At 36.9% G+C, this 19,864-nt stretch carries 17 protein-coding genes; 14 read left to right on the top strand and 3 right to left on the bottom strand.

Annotated features, from left to right (window positions below):
- Positions 1-42: 42 nt before the first annotated feature.
- From CIB29_RS10775 to CIB29_RS10730, 10 genes are all read left to right on the top strand, one after another.
- Positions 43-327: a hypothetical protein gene (locus tag CIB29_RS10775; protein ID WP_094549581.1), complete on the top strand. Its 285-nt coding sequence runs from the start codon at positions 43-45 to the stop codon at positions 325-327.
- Between the two features lie 387 nt (positions 328-714).
- Positions 715-1,545, top strand: coding sequence for a cyanophycinase (locus CIB29_RS10770; RefSeq protein WP_094549580.1), 831 nt, complete (start codon positions 715-717; stop codon positions 1,543-1,545).
- The gene (gene cphA / locus CIB29_RS10765) at positions 1,542-4,193 is read left to right on the top strand and encodes a cyanophycin synthetase (RefSeq protein ID WP_094549578.1); all 2,652 of its coding nucleotides are present in this window, start codon (positions 1,542-1,544) and stop codon (positions 4,191-4,193) included. Before CIB29_RS10770 ends, cphA begins: the two co-directional genes overlap by 4 nt.
- A 72-nt stretch (positions 4,194-4,265) precedes the next feature.
- A complete protein-coding gene (locus tag CIB29_RS10760; RefSeq protein WP_094549576.1) occupies positions 4,266-5,291 on the top strand; it encodes a copper amine oxidase N-terminal domain-containing protein in 1,026 nt (341 codons plus the stop codon).
- A gap of 190 nt (positions 5,292-5,481) precedes the next feature.
- The gene (locus tag CIB29_RS10755) at positions 5,482-7,092 is read left to right on the top strand and encodes a CTP synthase (RefSeq protein ID WP_094549574.1); all 1,611 of its coding nucleotides are present in this window, start codon (positions 5,482-5,484) and stop codon (positions 7,090-7,092) included.
- A gap of 72 nt (positions 7,093-7,164) precedes the next feature.
- Positions 7,165-7,608 carry a four helix bundle protein gene (locus CIB29_RS10750; protein ID WP_198543837.1) on the top strand — a complete coding sequence of 148 codons (444 nt, stop codon included), beginning with the start codon at positions 7,165-7,167 and terminating at the stop codon, positions 7,606-7,608.
- A gap of 258 nt (positions 7,609-7,866) precedes the next feature.
- Positions 7,867-10,380, top strand: coding sequence for an S-layer homology domain-containing protein (locus tag CIB29_RS10745; RefSeq protein WP_094549572.1), 2,514 nt, complete (start codon positions 7,867-7,869; stop codon positions 10,378-10,380).
- A 158-nt stretch (positions 10,381-10,538) separates the two neighbouring features.
- On the top strand, positions 10,539-10,763 hold the full coding sequence (locus tag CIB29_RS10740; RefSeq protein WP_094549570.1) for a hypothetical protein: 225 nt from the start codon (positions 10,539-10,541) through the stop codon (positions 10,761-10,763).
- 28 nt (positions 10,764-10,791) lie between these two features.
- The gene (locus tag CIB29_RS10735; RefSeq protein ID WP_094549568.1) at positions 10,792-10,971 is read left to right on the top strand and encodes a hypothetical protein; all 180 of its coding nucleotides are present in this window, start codon (positions 10,792-10,794) and stop codon (positions 10,969-10,971) included.
- Positions 10,972-10,997: 26 nt separating this feature from the next.
- Positions 10,998-12,125 carry a TolC family protein gene (locus CIB29_RS10730; RefSeq protein ID WP_094549566.1) on the top strand — a complete coding sequence of 376 codons (1,128 nt, stop codon included), beginning with the start codon at positions 10,998-11,000 and terminating at the stop codon, positions 12,123-12,125.
- Between the two features lie 51 nt (positions 12,126-12,176).
- Here CIB29_RS10730 and CIB29_RS10725 read toward each other — a convergent pair whose 3' ends face one another.
- Positions 12,177-14,663: an S-layer homology domain-containing protein gene (locus CIB29_RS10725; protein WP_094549564.1), complete on the bottom strand. Its 2,487-nt coding sequence runs from the start codon at positions 14,661-14,663 to the stop codon at positions 12,177-12,179.
- A gap of 402 nt (positions 14,664-15,065) precedes the next feature.
- Positions 15,066-15,218, bottom strand: coding sequence for a ribbon-helix-helix domain-containing protein (locus tag CIB29_RS10720; RefSeq protein WP_094548563.1), 153 nt, complete (start codon positions 15,216-15,218; stop codon positions 15,066-15,068).
- Between the two features lie 108 nt (positions 15,219-15,326).
- Here CIB29_RS10720 and CIB29_RS10715 point away from each other — a divergent pair, with 108 nt between their 5' ends.
- From CIB29_RS10715 to CIB29_RS10705, 3 genes are all read left to right on the top strand, one after another.
- Positions 15,327-16,571 carry an RNA-guided endonuclease InsQ/TnpB family protein gene (locus CIB29_RS10715; protein ID WP_094549562.1) on the top strand — a complete coding sequence of 415 codons (1,245 nt, stop codon included), beginning with the start codon at positions 15,327-15,329 and terminating at the stop codon, positions 16,569-16,571.
- Between the two features lie 195 nt (positions 16,572-16,766).
- Positions 16,767-17,300, top strand: coding sequence for a coiled-coil domain-containing protein (locus tag CIB29_RS10710; protein ID WP_198543836.1), 534 nt, complete (start codon positions 16,767-16,769; stop codon positions 17,298-17,300).
- Between the two features lie 39 nt (positions 17,301-17,339).
- Positions 17,340-18,941, top strand: a complete 1,602-nt coding sequence (locus CIB29_RS10705) for an S-layer homology domain-containing protein (protein WP_094549560.1) — start codon at positions 17,340-17,342, stop codon at positions 18,939-18,941.
- 63 nt (positions 18,942-19,004) lie between these two features.
- Here CIB29_RS10705 and CIB29_RS10700 read toward each other — a convergent pair whose 3' ends face one another.
- A complete protein-coding gene (locus CIB29_RS10700) occupies positions 19,005-19,325 on the bottom strand; it encodes a hypothetical protein (RefSeq protein ID WP_094549558.1) in 321 nt (106 codons plus the stop codon).
- Between the two features lie 225 nt (positions 19,326-19,550).
- On the opposite strand from CIB29_RS10700, the gene CIB29_RS10695 reads away from it, so the two are divergent.
- Entirely contained in the window at positions 19,551-19,814 is a 264-nt protein-coding gene (locus CIB29_RS10695) for a hypothetical protein (protein ID WP_094549556.1), read from the top strand.
- Positions 19,815-19,864 lie beyond the last annotated feature (50 nt).

Below are 19,864 nucleotides of genomic sequence, written 5' to 3'. Positions count from 1 at the left end.
ATAATAACTTATGAATGATTTTTTATTTCGAGGTGAAGTTTTGTGGACCACATCAGCCATGACCAAAACTTTGACCGCACGACGCACAATCACGGTAGGACATATATTACGCTGGGATGGATATTTGCAATAACCTCAATCTTTCTGTTACCTTTTGTTTTTGGACCATTGGGTATAGCAATGGGATTAATTGCAAAAAGCAAAGGAGCTCAAGGGAAAAGAGTAATCACCTTCAGTATAGTATTTGCTATCATAGGCCTATTGCTGCAAGCAATTACAATAACTTTCTTCAGAACTTTTTTAGGTGTAATGACAATCATATATTGAATACAGGATGTCTAAGTCTAAGACTGAGATTAAAACCAACAACATAATAAAAGAAGCTGGAGGGTAATTTGACGAATTACCCTATTCTATTGCTTTAAATTTTCATGAATTATTATATAGTTCACGGTTCACTGTTCACAGTTCACAGCAGCAAACGATTTAATAGCTTTTACAGTGAACAGTGAACCGTGAACTGTGAACTTATCAACTCTATCTGCCATGTAAAATCATTATTAGTAAATATATAGAAACCAATAAACATATCCTTTATAGTAAAATTTTGAATAATGTTATAGTAAATGGCAAAAATACGTAATGACATAACGATAGGCATGTGGGTATCGAGCAGTGCATACTAACACAACCCACGAAAATAAGGAGTTTCTTATGGGCGACAAAGTACGGGGAAACCTTATCATTATAGGTGGTGCTGAAGATAAGAAGAATGAATGCAGCATATTGAAAAAAGTGGTAGAGATTGCAGGAGGAGAAAATGCCCGATTGGTAGTACTTACCACTGCAACCCAGCTGCCGCAGGAAGTGGGGCAGCAGTATAGGGAAGTATTTACACGACTAGGTGTGAAAGATATTGCAATATTGAATATAGATTCCAGGGATGATGCCGACCAATCCCAAAATACAGAAATTATTAGAAACGCAACAACCATTTTTTTTACCGGAGGTGACCAGTTGAGAATCAGCAGTATTCTGGGGGGCACTTTGGTGAATCAGGCTTTGCATGATGCATACCGAAAAGGAGTATTAATCGTAGGGACCAGTGCCGGAGCATCAGTAATGAGCAGTACAATGATTGTTGAGGGAAGTAATAATGAGGCTGCAAGAAAGTGTACATTGAAAATGGCTCCCGGACTGGGATTACTGGAGGAAGCAATCATAGACCAGCACTTTGACCAGAGGGGAAGAATAGGGAGGCTCCTTTGCGGTATTGCACAAAACCCCTATATGTTAGGGATAGGAATAGATGAAGATACTGCGATTAGAGTATATCCCGAAGACTATTTCGAAGTTATAGGAACCAATGCAGTTACTATACTGGATGGCAGGACCATAAAAAGTTCCAACGTTTCAGAATCAAGCCCCGACGAATTACTGGCACTCTCCAATGTAACTTTACATGTAATTCCACAGGGATATAAGTTTGATATGAGAAGCAGAGTAGTGAGTAAGGTGCAAAATAAGGAGGATTTTCATAAATGAAAATTATCGACATACAGTGTCTGCGCGGCAGGAACATTTACTGCCACAGACCTGTAGTAAAACTTACGGTAGATCTGGAAGACTACTGTGATACTCCCACTGTAGAAATAGAGGGGTTTAATGATAGACTTGTACACCTCTTACCCGGTATTAAAAGGCACTGCTGTTCACCGGGATATGAAGGTGGTTTTGTAGATAGGTTGAAGGAGGGTACCTATCTTGCCCATGTAGCAGAACACATTATACTGGAGCTGCAATCAGCAGCCGGATATGACAGCAGGTATGGGAAAGCAAGAGTATGGAAGGAACCGAACATATATCATATTATATATGAATATAAAAATGAAAAATGTGCTGTAGAAGCAGCACAACTGGCAGTAAAATTGATAAACGCACTCATTAAGGGCGAAGAATTGGATATCAATGGTGAAATTAAAAAATTAGTAAAGATTTCTTCCCAGTATGAACTGGGCCCCAGTACCAAAGCAATTGTAGATGAGGCTGTAAAAAGAGGGATTCCGGTTACACGATTGGGAAATGAAAGCCTTGTTCAACTTGGCTATGGAAAATACCAGAGAAGAATACAGTCTACCATTACTGATGCCACCAGCTGTATTGCGGTGGATATAGCCGGCAATAAGTTTTTAACAAAACAAATCTTAAGCGAGCAGGATATTCCTGTACCTTACGGAGATATTGCCTATACCGAAGATTCGGCAGTAACCCTGGCCGAGGCAATAGGCTTTCCGGTTGTGGTAAAACCTTATGATGGAAACCAGGGAAAAGGGGTGGCACTGAACCTCAGCAGCGAACAGCAGGTAAGAAAAGCTTTCCAGGCTGCATCTGCATTCAGTCCTGCCGTAATGGTAGAAAAATTTATCGAAGGAAAAGACTACAGGGTACTGGTAGTAGGTGATAAAGTCAGTGCAGTAGCCGAACGCCGTGCTGCCTGTGTAGTAGGTGATGGCACCAGCACTATTGCTCAACTGGTTCAAAAGGAAAACCTTAATCCCTTAAGAGGAGAAGAACACGAAAAACCCCTTACACAGCTGAAAATGGATAATACCGTACAGCAAGTACTGGAGAAGCAAGGGCTTACTGATCAATCAATCCCATCAAAGGGGCAGGTTGTCTGGTTAAGGGAAAACGGTAACCTGAGTACTGGTGGAACAGCCACCGACAGGACGGATGAGATACATCCCTATAATGCACAAATTGCAGTAAAAGCTGCACAGGCTATTGGACTCGATATAGCCGGAATCGATATAACATCCCCCGATATATCGGTGCCTTTATATAGAAACGGTGGGGCGGTCGTAGAGGTTAATGCAGCGCCGGGCATAAGGATGCATGTTTATCCCAGTGAAGGCAAAGCAAGAAATGTAGGAAAAGAGATTGTAGACATGCTATTCCCGGAAGGAGTGCCCTGCTCTATTCCTATTGTATCGGTAACAGGGACAAATGGGAAGACTACTACTACCAGGATGATCGCCCATATCCTCAGGACGTGCGGGCTGACCGTAGGTATGACAACCACCAGCGGTATCTATATAGATGAAAAATGTATACTGAAAGGCGATAATACCGGTCCCCACAGTGCCCGGATGGTTCTTGGCAACAGGTCGGTAGAAGCAGCAGTGCTGGAAACAGCCAGGGGTGGCATGGTAAAAAGAGGACTGGGATACGACCGGGCAGATGTAGGAATTATCACAAACATTACTGAAGACCATCTTGGAATAGATGGAATAAATACCCTTGAAGATCTGGCTTTTGTCAAGTCTCTGGTAGTGGAAGCAGTAAAAAAAGACGGCTATGCGGTGCTTAATGCCGATGATGCCATGGTACTGGAAATTATCCCGAGGGTAAGAAGTGAAATCATCTATTTTTCGAAAAATCATGATAATCCTATAGTGGTCAAACATCTCAAGCAGGGAGGAAGAGCAGTATATATTAAAGATAATATAATTGTAATGGCAAAAGGGAATGAAACAACACCGGTACTAAATGTAAAAGATATTCCTGCCACTTACCAGGGCAAGGTGGAATGTAATATAGAAAACAGTCTTGCGGCAGTAAGCGGAGCTTGCGGGCTAAAGATACCTGTTGAAAAGATTGTGCAAGGACTTAAATCTTTCCGTGCCGATGTCAATGTGAACCCCGGAAGGTTTAACCTGTTCGAGCTAGGCAGCTTTAGCGTGCTGGTCGATTATGGGCACAACATTGCAGGATACAGGACTGTATTGGATTCGGCAAGGCGTCTCGGCGCCCAGCGTCTCGTGGGAGTCATAGGAATGCCGGGGGATAGGCTGGACAGGCATATTAGCCTGGTAGGCAGGCTGTGTGGAGAAAATTTTGATTATATTTACATTAAAGAAGACAGTGACCTGAGAGGACGCAAACAAGGCGAAGCAGCCGATATATTGTACAATTCGGTACTGGAAGGCGGCATTTCAAAAGAAAATGTGGAGATTATCTACAACGAAGTAGAAGCCCTCCAAAAAGCCATGCTGGACGCAAGGCCCGGCGACCTTATTATCATATTCTACGAAAACTTCGAACCGATAGTAGAATGCATAAAGAAAATATCGCAGGAGCTGGAGAAGAACAGAGAAATAGAAGTAGAGATGATACAGCAGCCGGCAGGATGAATTAAATATTGACAATTATCTCCTGGTAAAATACAATCAACATAAGTAAAAGTCAAACATAGGAGGTAAAAAATGTTGAAATCCAAAAAAAAGCTTTTGGCAGTAATTACTGCATTTATTATCACATTATCACTAATATCTGTCGTCCACGCCGCAGGAAACATCAAAAAACTGGATGCGTGGTACGCAGATATAAAAATCATAAGCAACAACCAGCAAATAAATATGGATGTTCAACCATTTGTCGTAAATGGTACGACCTATGTCCCATTGCGTACGCTAGCCAATATATTTAATAAAGATGTGCACTGGGACAGTAATAGTTATACAATAACCATTACCGATAAACCGGATCCTACCGTGGACAACCTAAAGCAGCAGCTGCAAGCAAAGGACTACCAGATATACCTGCTTGAACAAAAAGTTAAAATGCTTGAAGGCAGACAAACAAGCAGTTATAGATTAGATATTGATGACTTGGAAGATGAGCTAAACGATGATTATTCCGAATATGAAGATATCAAGTTCAACATCTCTTTAAGCGGAGATGAAGATGATATTACCGTAAGAATATACATAGATATGAGCAAGTACGGAGATGAGTGGCGCAGGCTTACAACCGGCGATAAAAAAGAATTTCTTCAAGATATCTGTGACGTGATTAAAGATGAATATCCCGATGCAGATATAGACGGCTATATTAAAAGCAGTTCAGGCTCTTCAACATTATTATCCTTTTCAACATCCTCCAACGGAACTGTACGGCTTGGATATAATACGGATTTATCCGACCTGGAAGAAGAACTGGATGACAAATATTATGATTATTTTGATGATGTGGAACTTTCCATAGAACTGGACGGAAACGAGGATGATATTACTTTTTATATTAATATAAATTATAATAAATACAAATCCAAATGGAATTCACTCACAAATAGTCAGATACAAACACTGATGTCCAAGATTTATAATGATATCAAAAATGAATTTTCAAATAAATATATAGAAGGGTATGTATATGATACATATAACCAGCAGAAACTGGCAAAATATTACAGGTCCTCAAGCGGATACACCTATTTCACCCGCTACTAATTTTACGGAAAACCTCCGGTTATATAACCGGAGGTTTTCCACCAGCAGTCAAAATGTATTATATTGGATATAACTTTAAGCAAAAAACTCCTTGACACTCCAGCGTACTAATAATAAAATAGTGTGGTTAAAAATATGAAATTTGCAAACTGTAAACCATGAACAGGAAGTGTATAAAGGAGGACAAATCATGCCAGTCAAGTATATCTTTGTAACCGGAGGCGTTGTATCCGGCCTCGGCAAAGGCATCACTGCTGCATCCCTGGGACGATTGTTAAAAGCGCGTGGACAGCACGTAACCATACAAAAATTTGACCCATACATAAATATTGATCCGGGCACCATGAGTCCGTATCAGCATGGGGAAGTATTTGTAACCGACGACGGGGCCGAAACCGACCTGGATCTGGGCCACTATGAGCGGTTTATCGATGAAAACTTAAGCAAAAACAGCAATGTCACCACCGGAAAAATATACTGGTCTGTAATATCAAAAGAAAGAAAAGGCGACTACCTGGGCGGTACGGTGCAGGTGATCCCTCACATCACCAATGAAATCAAGGAAAGGATCTATAGGGTAGGCAAGTCGGGACATACCGACATCGTTATCACCGAAATAGGCGGTACCGTGGGCGACATCGAGAGCCTTCCTTTCCTGGAAGCCATCCGTCAGGTTGCTGCCGATGTAGGCAGAGAAAACTGCATGTACATTCATGTAACCCTTGTTCCCTACCTGGGCAAATCAGGGGAACAAAAAACCAAACCTACACAGCACAGCGTAAAAGAGCTGCTGGGCTTGGGGATTCAGCCCGACGTTATCGTATGCCGTTCCGAAATGCCGCTGTCAAAGGAAGCAAGGGACAAGATCGGCTTATTCTGCAACATTCCGGGAGACTGGGTCATTCAGAACCTGGATGCCGAAACGCTGTACGAAGTTCCGCTGATGCTGGAGAAAGAAGGCCTTGCGGAAATCGTATGCAAGCGCCTGAACGTAGCCTGTGCCAACCCCGATCTCACCGAATGGACGGAGATGGTAAACAAAGTAAAGAATCTTAAGCACAAGGTAAAAATTGCACTGGTAGGCAAATATGTTGCCTTGCACGATGCCTATATCAGTATTGTAGAATCGTTAAAACACGGCGGAATAGCTAATGATGCCGATGTAGAGATAAAATGGGTCAACTCCGAAAATGTAACGGAAGAAAATTGCAAAGAATTGCTCGGCGATGCCAACGGGATTCTGGTACCCGGCGGCTTTGGAGACAGGGGAGTGGAAGGAAAAATCACCGCTGCAAAATATGCCCGGGAAAACAATATTCCCTACTTCGGGATATGTCTCGGCATGCAGCTTGCGGTAGTAGAGTTCGCCCGAAACGTAGCAGGACTGAAAGATGCCCACAGCTCCGAATTGAATCCGCAAACTCCATATCCGGTGATAGACCTCATGCCCGAGCAGAAGGATATCGAGGAAATGGGCGGGACCATGCGTTTAGGACTATACCCATGCAAAATCGCCGAAAACACCAAAACCTACGATGCCTACAAAGACGAACTAATCTACGAAAGGCACCGTCATAGGTATGAAGTAAATAACGAATTCAGGGAACAACTAAAAGAAAAAGGCCTGCTGCTCACCGGCCTCTCGCCCGACGAACGCCTCGTCGAAATCATCGAACTCCCCAACCACCCCTGGTTCATCGGCGTCCAATTCCACCCGGAATTCAAGTCGAGACCAAACAGACCACATCCGTTGTTCAGGGAATTTATCCGAGCAAGCTTGGAGTTCGGAACTAAGAGGTAATGTTCACGGTTCACAGTTCACTGTTCACAGAGAATTGTGGGCCGTTAATACTATTGGAGGAATAAGACAGTTATGGAATACGTTCAAGATGTTAACGATGATATGTTAGTTTTAGAATCCAGAGAGGACTATCTAGATAATGTCAAGCATTATATGAACCTTAAAGTATGGCAAAAGTCTCATCAATTAGCAATTAATATGTATAAATTGACCAATAAGTTTCCACCAGACGAGAGATATGGAATGACTAATCAGATCCGAAGAGCAGTTGCCTCTATTCCTACAAATATTGCCGAAGGTCATGGAAGAAATTCTTTTGGAGATTTTAAAAGATTTATTTCTATATCCATAGGATCAGCTAATGAAGTAGAATATCTTTTGCTGCTAAGTAAAGATTTAGGTTATATAAATCAAGAATCATATGAAATGTTATCAAAAGATTTACTTATTGTGTTGAAAATGTTACAAGCGCTGAAAAGGGCTATCGAAGCTAAATGCAATCAAAACAGGCTGTGAACCGTGAACCGTAAACCGTGAACAATATCGTTTACTTTACAGTTTTGTTACAACTCAAACTGCCTTCTTGACTCCTAAATATTCCAATGATATAATTTACCATAGAATCAGGACAGGTAACTTTTACTAATTTTAGTACAAGTGCAGTCCTGATGCAAACGTTAGGTTATAAAGGAGGAGGGATAACCTAACCACGTACATAGTATAAACCCCTCTTTCAAAAAAACTATATTTTATTATAAGGGAGGATTTGAGAGTATGAGAAATCTCAAAAAGGCATTAGCATTAGTAGTAGTATTTACTATGATGCTGACATTATTTGCCGGAATCTCAACCGCTTCTGCTGCTTCTGATTACAGCAGTTCAGTTGCAAGAATGCAGAAATTTGGTATCATGAAAGGTGACGGCACTGGCGATTTAAAACCATTTGCTGATGTAACAAGGGCTGAATTCATGACAATGCTTACAAGGGCATTGGGTTACGAAGGTGCAGCTGAAGCAGCAAAAGGCGCTACAAAATTTGCAGACGTTCCTGCCGACCACTGGGCATCTGGGTATGTAAATGTAGCTGTACAACTTGGAGTTACTAAGGGTAAAAGCGAAGATACTTTTGCTCCGGATGATAAGGTAACAGTTGTTGAAGCTCTTGCATTCATTGAGAGAGCAATGGGTTATGAAGTATTGGCAAAAGAAAAAGGTGGCTGGCCAACAGGTTATCTTGTAGTAGCAAAGGACAGAAACTATGGTCTTAAATTATTAGACGGTGTTTCTGAAGCTGCAACTCTTCCAGCACCAAGAGGTTTAATTGCTAAACTATTTGACAATGCTTTAAATGGTCCTTTTTATGAAATTGATTCTTACAGCAATGGCGTTCCAACTTATAAGCAGGACGCTGGTGTTACTTTCCTTACTAAGATGGGATATGTACAGAAGAAGATTAATGGTTCTGATACATTTATCGTTGCAGCAACTCCTTACTACGGAACTGATGCTGATAAGGTTAAACTTCTTGCAGAAGACAAGGGTGGTAGTCTTGTAGAAGTAAAAGTAAAAGGATATACTGCTGAAGAATTAGATCAATTCATGGGTAAACGTGTAAAGGCTTATTATGATGACGATGATGACGATAAACTTATTGATATCCAGTTAGCTGACAAAGATAAGACCGTGGTAGTAGTAGCAAAAGAAATATCTAAAGATGGCGATAAGATCAAGATCAAAGATACTTCTGATGTAGAAACTAACTATGAAATGCAAGATGACAAAATTGGTGCAGTTGCAAACTGGAATTTCTCAGTAACTGATGAAACTGCTTTTGAAGCTGCTGGTGTTTTTGGTGATAAGAAAGACCTTATTGAAGCTACTGCAGTTATTTTCGATGGTAAAGTTGACTTTGTATATGGATTTAAATATGAAGCTCCGGTAAAAGTTTCTTCTACTGTTGACAATACAGTAACGGGAGCTAAATATATTAGAACAGATGGTGGAAGCAAATATATCAATAAGGATAAAGACAACAAGGCTAAATTCACTGAAATTGTAAAAGATGGTGAAATCGTTGAATTAGCTGACTTGGCTGAAAACGATATTTTATATGTTGCTACTGAAAAAGCTGATGCATCAGAATCTAACGCTAAGGATAACAGAATCAAGTTCTTAGTTGTAAGCGATACCGTAATCGGTGAATTTAAAGCTGCAAAACTTAACGGCTCAAATAAGGCTGAAAAAGTTAAGATTGATTCAACAACTTATGAAGTTTACCCAGGAAAAGAGAAAGTATACAATGCGGTGGATAGTGACTTTGATGATTGGGACAATGTAAAATTCGGTGACACTATTAAAGCTAGACTTACTAAAGATGGAAAAGTTTATGAAATTGTAAAAGAGTCTGGTGCGACTGCTGAAGGCTATTCAATTGTGTTAAATAAAGCAACTGAAACTGACCGATACAGTAATAAATCAAAGTATGTGAAAGTATTAAAAGCTGATGGTACTGAAGTAGAATACAAAGTTAATAAAGATAGTGATGCAGATGTTAACTTTGCAAGTATTGCAAAGGGTTCACTTGTTAAGATTGAATTAAATGCTGACAGTGAAATAGTTAAAGTAACTTCAGCAACTGGTGTTCCAGCTGTTGACCAAAAGGCAAATGATATTAGCAAGAGAAAACTTGCTGGTGGTTTAGTTGCTAAAGAGGATGCTATACTCTTCAATATGACTAATGCTTACGTTGATACTTCTGATGACGCTGAAGCAGATGTTATTGGCTGGAATAACTTAAGTGATAATAACACTGTAACTTATTACTTCACAGATGATGGTTACATTGTTGCGGCTATGTTTATTGATGCATCCGCTGATGTAAGCTATGCTGTAATCACCGATAAGACTACAATCAAAGACAATAAGCATCGTGTAGCACTTATTACTAAAGACGGTGCTGTTGAATATGACGTTGATGGAACTATTGCTCAAACAGCAGGTGCTGTTATATCCTTCACACTTACTGCTGACAGCAAAGTAAATACTTCTGTAAACACAGTAAGCTATGCTGTATATGGAGAAATTCAAGATGTAACATCCAATATTATTAAGGTTAATGATACAATTTACACATTTGCCGATGATGTAGTTGTATACTATAATAAAGATTTTGATGTAACCGAAGACTTTGAAGCTTTAACTAAGGATGATCTTTACAAGTATATGGATGTTCGTCTGTTCTTGAACGCTGATGGAGATGTAGCAGTAGTAGGTATTCAAAAGAAATAATATAGATTAAAATAAAAAAGGGAGGATTTTATTCCTTCCTTTTTTATTGTCTAGTTGTCTAGGAAAGTATAAATTTTTTTGGTAAAATGACTATGGTTTAACATAGTAATAGCAAGGGCTATCAGAATAATGTAAAAGATTAACAGGAAGTATGTGGAATGACAAGAGGGATAATAAAGCAGATATTTTCTGACCATTGGGATGAATTTTTAAATAGATTTGGTCATAGGGTAAGGCCTGTTGCAATAAAATTTGAGTGTAAGGAATGCAAAGGGATAATGAAGCCTATTGGAAGTCCAAAGATAAATAAATCTGAGGAAGTTATATATGTAACAGGGAACAAAAGCTTTCCAGACGAGGAAGAAGAAGACTGGATGTTTTGAGATTTATAAGGAGCGAAAGAAAATCGCTATGGAAAAAAGTGATCCGAGGGAAACCGTCAGGCCGTCGGAGGCAAACAAAAAACTCCCCCTCAAAGCCTTGAGGGGCCGGGGCGAGTTTGGAATGGGCAAAGCCCACTTTTTTAATTTAAATAAATATAATAAAATTATAAAACTTTTATCGACTTTTTCCGTAATATATATTAATTAAAAGAAAAATTCAGATAGGAGTGTGAAATGATGTTAAAAAAGCTAGTTGCTCTATCATTATGTCTAATGTTATTTGTATGTACTACAGTGGGAGTTTGGGCACAAGAGCTGGATAAAAACATAAAATCGCTAGAGCACTTGATTGAATATGCTTTAAAAAATAATAAAGATTTAGAAAAAATTGATACCGAGATACAAAAATTAGCAATTAATCTTCGAGATATCAAGAAAGCTGCTGAAAGTGTCAAAAATATTGATTTTCCCGTTGGTTTGGCAGGCAGTATTGACAGTCAGGCACAGACGGGGTTGGCAAAAAGAGGTTATTCTTTAAAAGCAGCACAGTACAATTATGATTTGCTGTTAGAAAAAAAAGAGCAAACAAAGCAACTGTTAAAGCTTGGAATTTATCAAAGCTATTTGGGAGCCATTCAAATACAAAATCAAAAAAAATATTTGGAAAAATCCCTTGAAAAATTAAACAAGCTCATCCAAATTGGGGAACTAAGGCTAAAACTTAATATGGCAACCGAATTAGAAATTAAGACATTAAAAGAACAATTGGATTCAATCAATAATCAAATGGTACAATTAAGTACAAATGAAAAAAATATGAAAAGAGACTTGCTCAATTTAATCAATGCTCCTGAAGATTTTGTGGTTGAGTATATAGATAATTTTGTAATTGATCAGGAACAGCAATACGATGTTGAAAAAATAATTGAAAAAGCATTAGAACTGAGACTGGACCTAAAACAGTTAAAAAACTCACAAGAACTTCAGCAGCTTAAAGTTGATGTTTACAAATCATATTATTCTGTAGGTTCTTCAACTTATAAATTGGAAGAAATAGCACTTGATACTATAAAGAATGATGTTAGCAATAAAATGAAGGATATAGAAATTGAAATAGCTGATAAGATAAAAAATATTACACTGTTAAGGGATACATATAAAATTTCTGAGTTATCCTTACAAAGCGCAAAAGATAAATATAAAACCGCAAAACTAAGATATGACCTTGGTTTGATTTCTTCTCTTGATCTTATGGATAGCGAACTTGCAGTAATGGATGGGTATAATAAAAGCAGGGAAGCTTTATTTAAATATATTATTGGAAAAATGGAGTATGATTTAGTGTCAACTTATGGGAAATAAGTTATTAAAAAAGGTTGTGCTGATTTATCAACACAACCTTTTTATACTTAATTATTTTTTGCTAATAGCAACTGCTATAATGTCATTGTCACTGTTGAGGTATAGTTTAACTTGCATATATTTATAAAGATCAGCCTTACTCATGGCAGTAAAATCTTTAGTATTATCCAGGTTTTCATTGTAATATACAACAACATTATCTGCGAAAGTATAAATTGTATTATTAACCTTAATAATATTAGATGTTATATCTTGAATTTCATATACATCTGTAGCCACTGTAACAGGAGTTGTACTCTTTACTTTGTTATCAGCACTAAGGGTGAATTCAACAACATCACCTATACCTTCAGCAACAGCACTATTAGTATCAAATTCTACTTTGCCGTTTTTAGTAATGAGTACTAAATGGTTCTTACCATCCTTAATAGTACTTTTATCAGCAATTACAGCATAAGTTGCTTCGGCGGATGCGTTAGTAAACATAGCAGCAACAATGTAACCATCATCTGTGAAGTAATAAGTCACAGTATTATTATCGCTTAGGTTGCCCCAAGTTATAACATTTGCTTCTGCATCATCGTTAGAACCTGAGTTATCGTTAGTCATATTGAAGAGTACAGTATCTTCTTTAGCAACTAAACCAGCGGCAAGTTTTCTCTTGCTAATGTCATTTGCATTTTGGTTACCAGCTGGGACAGCAGTTGCTTCAATTATTTTCACTATTTCATTGTCAGCATTTAATTCAATCTTAACAAGCGTACCCTTTGCAATAGTTGCAAAATTAGTATCTGCATTACTGTCTTTCTTAACTTTGTATTCTACTTTAGTACCGTCAGCTTTTAATACTTTTACATACTTTGATGTATTATTGTATCGGTCAGTTTCAGTTGCTTTATTTAACACAATTGAATAACCTTCAGTAATAGCACCGGATTCTTTAACCAATTCATATACTTTTCCATCTTTAGTTAATCTAGCTTTTACAGTATCGCCAAATGCTACAGACCAGCTTGCAAGTGCAGTAGGAGTTAATACATCATAAGTGGTGTCACCAATCTTAATTTTTTCTGCTTCATTTGAAGCGTTAAGTTTTGCAGCTTTTAACTCACCGGATACAGTATTGCTTACAACGAAGAACTTGATTCTGTTATCCTTAGCGTTAGATTCTGATGCATCAGATTTTTCAGTAGCAACATACAAGATATCGTGTTCAGCTAAGGCTGATAGTTCAACCTGATTTCCATCCTTAATTATGATACTGAATTTAGCCTTGTTATCTTTGTCTTTATCAATATATTTGGATCCACCATTTGTCCTTACATATTTAGCCCCTGTTACTTTGTTGTCAACAATAGAAGAAACTTTTACCGGAGCTTCATATTTAAATCCATATACAAAGTCAACTTTTCCATCGAAAATAACTGCTGTGGCTTCAATAAGGTCTTTCTTATCACCGAATGAAGCACCTGCAGCAAAAATGTCTGCATTGTCAGCTGTTTCAAAATTCCAGTTAACTATTGCACCGATTTTACCGTCTTTGGCATCATATTTTGTTTCTGTACCATCTTTGTCTTTGATTTTAATCTTATCGCCGTCTTTAGATATTTCTTTTGCTGCCACCACTACGGTCTTATCTTTATCAGCCAACTGAATATCTACCAGTTTATTATTATCATCTGCATCGAAATAAGCTTTGATACGTTTACCTATAAAGCTATTTAATTCTTCCGGTGTATATCCTTTAACATTTAATTCTGAAGGTGTCCCGGATTTGTTGGCCCTGATTACCTGGATCTTATCGTTATCAGTTCCGTAATAAGGAGTTCTTGAAACAATAACTACATCATCGCCACCCAAAGTATATTTTTCATATCCCATCTTTGTAAGGAAAGTAATATTTGGATTTGGTTTATAAGTAGGAACTCCATTGCTATAAGAATCAATTTCGTAGAAAGCTGCATTCAAAGCATTATCAAATAATTTAGCAACCAATCCCCTTGGTGCAGGCATTGTTGCTGCTTCAGAAACTCCATCTAAAAGATTAAGACCGAAGTTTCTGTCCTTTGCAATAACTAAATGTCCAACAGGATAACCGCCTTTTTCTTGCGCTAAAACTTCATAACCCATTGCTCTTTCAATCATTGCAACGGCTTCAACAACTTCAACTTTTTTATCTGGTGAGAATGTAGTTTCAGTTGTACCCTTAGTAATACCAAGTTGTACAGCTACATTTACATAACCGGATGCCCAGTGGTTTGCTGGAACGTCAGTGAATCTTGTGCTGCCAGCAGCTGCTACAGCAGCATCTTCATAACCTAAAGCTCTAACTAACATTGTTAAAAATTCTGATCTTAAAACATCAGAGTTAGGTCTTAATTGACCATCTGGGTCACCTTTCATGATACCAAATTTCTGCATTCTTTCCACTGAGCTGCTGTAATCAGATGCAGCAGAAACAGTAGTGATTCCAGCAAATAGTGTAAGGAACATCGCAAACACTATAGTTAGAGACAAAATCTTTCTTACCTTTGACATAAAAAAAACCTCCTTAGATTTTTGGTTAATTGATTTGTGTTTTAAATGAGAATTTTGAGACAGATTTGTTTCTTTAACAGATAACACTCTTTGACTATTCAATATGTATTTCACCTCCTTCTAAAGTCTTAAGCAAAATATTTATTACCACCTCTTGGTCAACATAATAACATAAACATAATATATTGTCATTAAAGTAACAAATTTGTAAAAAAATATTAACCCTTCTGTAAATCTAGCTTAAAATAAATGTTACAATTTCATGCTAAAGGCATGCAAAACAAATTAATGACAAATACCATTCTTGTTATGTTAACTACATGATTTATAATATTGGCACAAGAAAACCTCCGTTGTTTATCTCGGAGGATGAATTGTGCCTTTAATTTTTAGGTTAAATGCCTAAAAATTAAACATTCTTGTGTATTTTTCAATGACATATTTCATACCTTCTTCGATTAAGTCGTTAGCATTGACTTTTAATTTAATAGCCAATATTTTAATTTCAGTATATAAATCTTCATCTATTGTTGTATTAATATTTTTTCTTGCCATTTTAAGCACCTCCTAAATAGTATAAATTAATTTTACCACATAGTTGACCATGTATCAATGACATGTTAAGATAAATACATAGATAAAAATGTAAAGGAGGTGAAAAAAGTGAAATTAGCATTCAAATTTAAACCTAAATTAAACGAAGAACAATTAAAGATTATAGAAGAATTATCATTTCATACAACAAAACTCTATAACATAGTTAATTATGATTTAAGAGAAAATGGATTTAAGCCTTATGTTGAAATTGAAAAGATATATAAAAATAATTGGCACTGTGATTATTTACATAGCCATACAAGACAACATTGTTTTAAAGTGGTAGAGCAAAATTGGGAATCTTATTTTGCAAGTATTAAAGATTATAAGGAGAATAAAAGTAAATATAATGGAGTTCCAAAACCTCCAAAATTTAAAAATACAGATAAAAGAAAGAATGAGATTATATTTACCAATCTTGCTATAAGATTTAAAGAAAATAGGCTAATGTTATCTCTTTCCAAAACAGTTCAGAAAAAATTTGAGGTAGAGAGTTTAAATTTTGAGGTTTCAGATAAACTTCAAAGCCTTATAAATTGGGATGAGATACAACAAGTAAGAATTAAGTGGGATAATTCTTTAAAACAATGGTATTTAATTATAATTTACAATAAGCAAGAGTTAGAAAAAGCAAAAGAAACTAATGTTATGGCTATAGATTTAGGTTTAGATAATCTTGCAACGTTAACATTTAAAGAAGGTAATCAAAGTTACTTGTTTTGTGGTAAAAAACTTAAAAGTATAAATGCTTTTGTAAACAAGAAAATTTCTTATTATCAAAGTATTGAAATGAAAAAAATAGGTTCTGATAAATTCAAAAATACTAAAATGATTAATTCATTAAGAAGATACAGAGAAAATTATATCAATGATTATCTTCATAAAGTAAGTAAAAATATTATAGATAAAGCAATAGAGCATAATGTTTACAAAATTGTTATAGGCAAAATTGAAGGACTTAAACTAAATATGAATTATAATAAATCGTTTGTTCAAATACCTATACAAAAATTAGCAGAACTAATTAAGTATAAGGCTAAATTACAAGGGATTGAGGTTAAATTTAAGGAAGAGAGTTATACAAGTGGGTGCAGTGCTTTCGATTTAGAACCTATAAATAAAAAATACTATAACAAAACTCGTAGAGTAGTTAGAGGACTTTTTAAATCAAACTTTGGATTAGTAAATGCAGATGTTAATGGAAGTTTAAATATACTAAGAAAAGAAGAGAAATGTATTCCCGAAATAGTAAAAACTATGAGGGATAAAGGGAGAGTGTCCTCCCCGTTGAGAGTAAGGGTTGCCTGTTAAGGTGGAAACTTAAATACCAAACCTCTCACGAAGCCACCGTTGCTTGTCTCGGTGGTAGTTCACTGATGGGTAGACATTTATGGGGTAAATTAAGAGTGCCTGAATATCCATCAATTTAAGCCTAATATTTCATTGAAATCTATATACAGCAATGTTATAATTTAGTTAATATTTGATGTACGGAGGTGCAGGGTAGTGGATAAAGAAACCAGGGTGATGTTTGAACTAATTTTAAACAGGCTTGAAAGCATGGATTCAAGATTTGATGGAATGGAGTCAAGATTCGACAGATTGGAAACAAGACTTGGAGAGGTAGAAACAAGACTTGGCGGAGTAGAAATAAGACTTGGAGAGATAGAAACAAGACTTGACGGAGTAGAAACAAGACTTGGCGGAGTAGAAACAAGACTTGACGGAGTAGAAACAAGACTTGACGGAGTAGAAACAAGACTTGACGGAGTAGAAACAAGACTTGACGGAGTAGAAACAAGACTTGGCGGAGTAGAAATAAGACTTGACGGAGTAGAATCAAGACTTGATACCATGGAGTCAAGGCAGGAAGAAATGTATCGAATGTTGACATCGCTGGAGCACAATGTAAAAGTAACAAGGGCTGAACAGGATAAGATGAGTTTTATCCTGGCAGATATTCAGGGCAAGGTTACTAAGCTTATCAATAAAGTTGAGGACCATGACATTGTCATACAGCAAATAAGGGCCATTAAGTAAATCTATAGGTCCAAATTCTGGTAAACTAGGAGGGGTAAGGTGAAAAAGACGTTAAGATTAACATTCCTATCTTTTGTCCTGATGATCTCATTTGCCGGTATTGCATCAGCGGCATCTTTTCCTGATGTAGATGCTGTAAAATGGGGCTGGGCTAAGTCTGTTATTGAAGAAATGAGCAGTAAAGGCTATATTACCGGATATCCTGATGGGACCTTCGGTCCATCCAAGCCTGTGACAAAACTTCAGGCATTGATATTATCTGCAAGGATACTAGGTGTAAATGATGAGACTAATGCAGATTATGTTGAACTGGCAGAGGAAGCTTACGCAGATGAGTTGCAGTATTATAATGTATCTAATAAAAAAGAAATTGCCTACTTATTATATAAAAATGTTATTACTGAGGATGAACTGGATACTTACATTAGTTCTACCAATGCCAATACTCCATTGAAAAGATATGAAGCGGCTATATTATTTACAAAATTGATGGGGAAAGAAAAAGAAGTTAAAAACAAGTTATTGACTGTACTTCCATACCAGGATGTATCATTAATACCTTCCCATGCCAAATCTTACGTTGAATATGTAAATAATGAAAATATAATGAAGGGTATGAGTGAAACAGAGTTCGGACCGATGGTGGATGTGTCCAGGGCACAGATAGCAGTTATGCTGCACAGAGTACTTCAAAAAAACGAGATAATTGATGAAAGTGTTGAAGGAGTTATTACATCACTTACAAGAAGTGGGATAGAAAAAAAGATTAGCATTAGAATTAGCGAAAACAATGCTTTGACTACAAAAGAATATGCAATTGATAATGAGGTTGTAGTTACCTATAATAATACAACATCTACATTATATGCAATAAATACGCAGGACTATGCCCGATTGGATATTAAGGGCGGTAAAGTAAGGAAAATTGAAGCTGAGAGTAAGACAAAAGAAATAGAAGGTGTAGTGCAAGATATAGTTTTAGAACCTGTACTGAAATTGCAAATAAAATCAGATAATAAATTACAGGAATATGAGGTTTTAAGTAATGTAACAGTAACAAAGAACAGCAGCAGCTCAGATTTGAGAAATGTGCGGGTAGGAGATACAGTTGAGCTAACGCTGGAATACAATAAAGTTAAAAAAATCATTGCAACCAGCGTGAGAAGTTCAACAACGGGAAATATAGAAGAAATTGTTATATCAAAAACTCCATCTATAAAAGTAAAAACCAACAATACGATCACAGCCTATAACCTTACAAGAGATGTAACGATAACGGTTGATGGAAAAACAGCGCAGATATACGACTTAAGACTGGGCTATCCGGTACAGCTTACTGTAGACGGCAGCACGGTTATAAAGGTTGAAGCCAAAACCATAACACAAGCTCAAACCATCACAGGGACTGTAGAACTTGTAAATACCAGCTATAAACTTATAAATATTTCCATGACAGATGCCACAACCGGAGAGACCACACTCCAGCAAATATTTATAAACAGCAGTACAAAAATAATTAGTCACAAAGACTCCAAAACTATTTATCTAAGTGACATAAAAGTCGGAGATACAATAACAGCCGTAGGGACCATAAACACAGGAGTCTTCGAAGCCAGTACAATTGTAGTTACTACGAACTGAATTGAAAGCAGCGGGGGACGGAATCCGTCCCCCGCAATTTATGCCAGTCCATTGCAAATGCAGCTAACAAATCCGTTTCTTTAAATAGTCGATTTCTTCCTGCTGATCGAAAAAACACTTTTTCATAAAATCAAATGAATTATTCAACCGGAACAATTCTTCAGAATTTCTGACCACCTGATCTTCAATTGCTTTTGTAGTCTGCTTGAGTTCCTTTACATCATGTTCGAGGCCGGACAACCTTTGGTCGATACCGGACACCGTCTGCTCCAAGCCGGACAACCTTTGGTCGATACCGGACACCGTCTGCTCCAAGTCGGACAGCCTTTGGTCGATGCCCGATAATTTTTGTAATACCAATGCCTGAAACTCTTCGTTTGTCATCAAAATCACCTCACAAAAATTATATCATAAAAAAATATTTTTTCAAATTAATTAAAAAATAAATTGAGAGAAGGGATTAAGGGATGAGGGTTATATAAATATATTGTACACTGTATCAACCGTGAACGATGAATAGTTCTAATCCAGTCCTATTCTGAATATAATGATTATAAGCAGTCTATCCTTTATGGGTAGGCTATTTTTATTATATAAGATGAAGAAAAAGTGCCCATTGCAGAATCGGATTTCTATGTAGGGGGGATGGAGTATCCCCAAATCGTTCAGATAGATAGTACAGCTTATAATGGAGACAAATTATGGCTAGAATATTTGATAACCCACGAAATAGCACATCAGTGGTGGTATGGTGTGGTAGGCAATGATGAGATTGAAAGAAAATATTTTAAAGAAATTTTTGAAATAAAGCAGGATTTTTTGAATAAATGTAGAAATAATAAATTTTGTAACAAATATGTAACAATTTTTTAATATTAAACTATATATTTACTGCTAATGATTTTACATAACAGATAAAAAGT

Source organism: Petroclostridium xylanilyticum, from assembly GCF_002252565.1.
In the GTDB taxonomy this organism is placed as follows: Bacteria; Bacillota; Clostridia; order SK-Y3; family SK-Y3; genus Petroclostridium; species Petroclostridium xylanilyticum.
This window is presented reverse-complemented; position numbering and strand designations above follow the sequence as displayed.

Coding starts and splice junctions, on each gene's coding strand:
- CIB29_RS10740 (WP_094549570.1), top strand. CDS start 10,539: ATGACAAGAGGGATAATAAAGCAGATATTTTCTGACCATTGGGATGAA.
- CIB29_RS10720 (WP_094548563.1), bottom strand. CDS start 15,218: ATGGCAAGAAAAAATATTAATACAACAATAGATGAAGATTTATATACT.
- CIB29_RS10760 (WP_094549576.1), top strand. CDS start 4,266: ATGTTGAAATCCAAAAAAAAGCTTTTGGCAGTAATTACTGCATTTATT.
- CIB29_RS10745 (WP_094549572.1), top strand. CDS start 7,867: ATGAGAAATCTCAAAAAGGCATTAGCATTAGTAGTAGTATTTACTATG.
- CIB29_RS10750 (WP_198543837.1), top strand. CDS start 7,165: ATGGAATACGTTCAAGATGTTAACGATGATATGTTAGTTTTAGAATCC.
- CIB29_RS10755 (WP_094549574.1), top strand. CDS start 5,482: ATGCCAGTCAAGTATATCTTTGTAACCGGAGGCGTTGTATCCGGCCTC.
- CIB29_RS10725 (WP_094549564.1), bottom strand. CDS start 14,663: ATGTCAAAGGTAAGAAAGATTTTGTCTCTAACTATAGTGTTTGCGATG.
- CIB29_RS10730 (WP_094549566.1), top strand. CDS start 10,998: ATGATGTTAAAAAAGCTAGTTGCTCTATCATTATGTCTAATGTTATTT.
- cphA (WP_094549578.1), top strand. CDS start 1,542: ATGAAAATTATCGACATACAGTGTCTGCGCGGCAGGAACATTTACTGC.
- CIB29_RS10700 (WP_094549558.1), bottom strand. CDS start 19,325: ATGACAAACGAAGAGTTTCAGGCATTGGTATTACAAAAATTATCGGGC.
- CIB29_RS10735 (WP_094549568.1), top strand. CDS start 10,792: ATGGAAAAAAGTGATCCGAGGGAAACCGTCAGGCCGTCGGAGGCAAAC.
- CIB29_RS10770 (WP_094549580.1), top strand. CDS start 715: ATGGGCGACAAAGTACGGGGAAACCTTATCATTATAGGTGGTGCTGAA.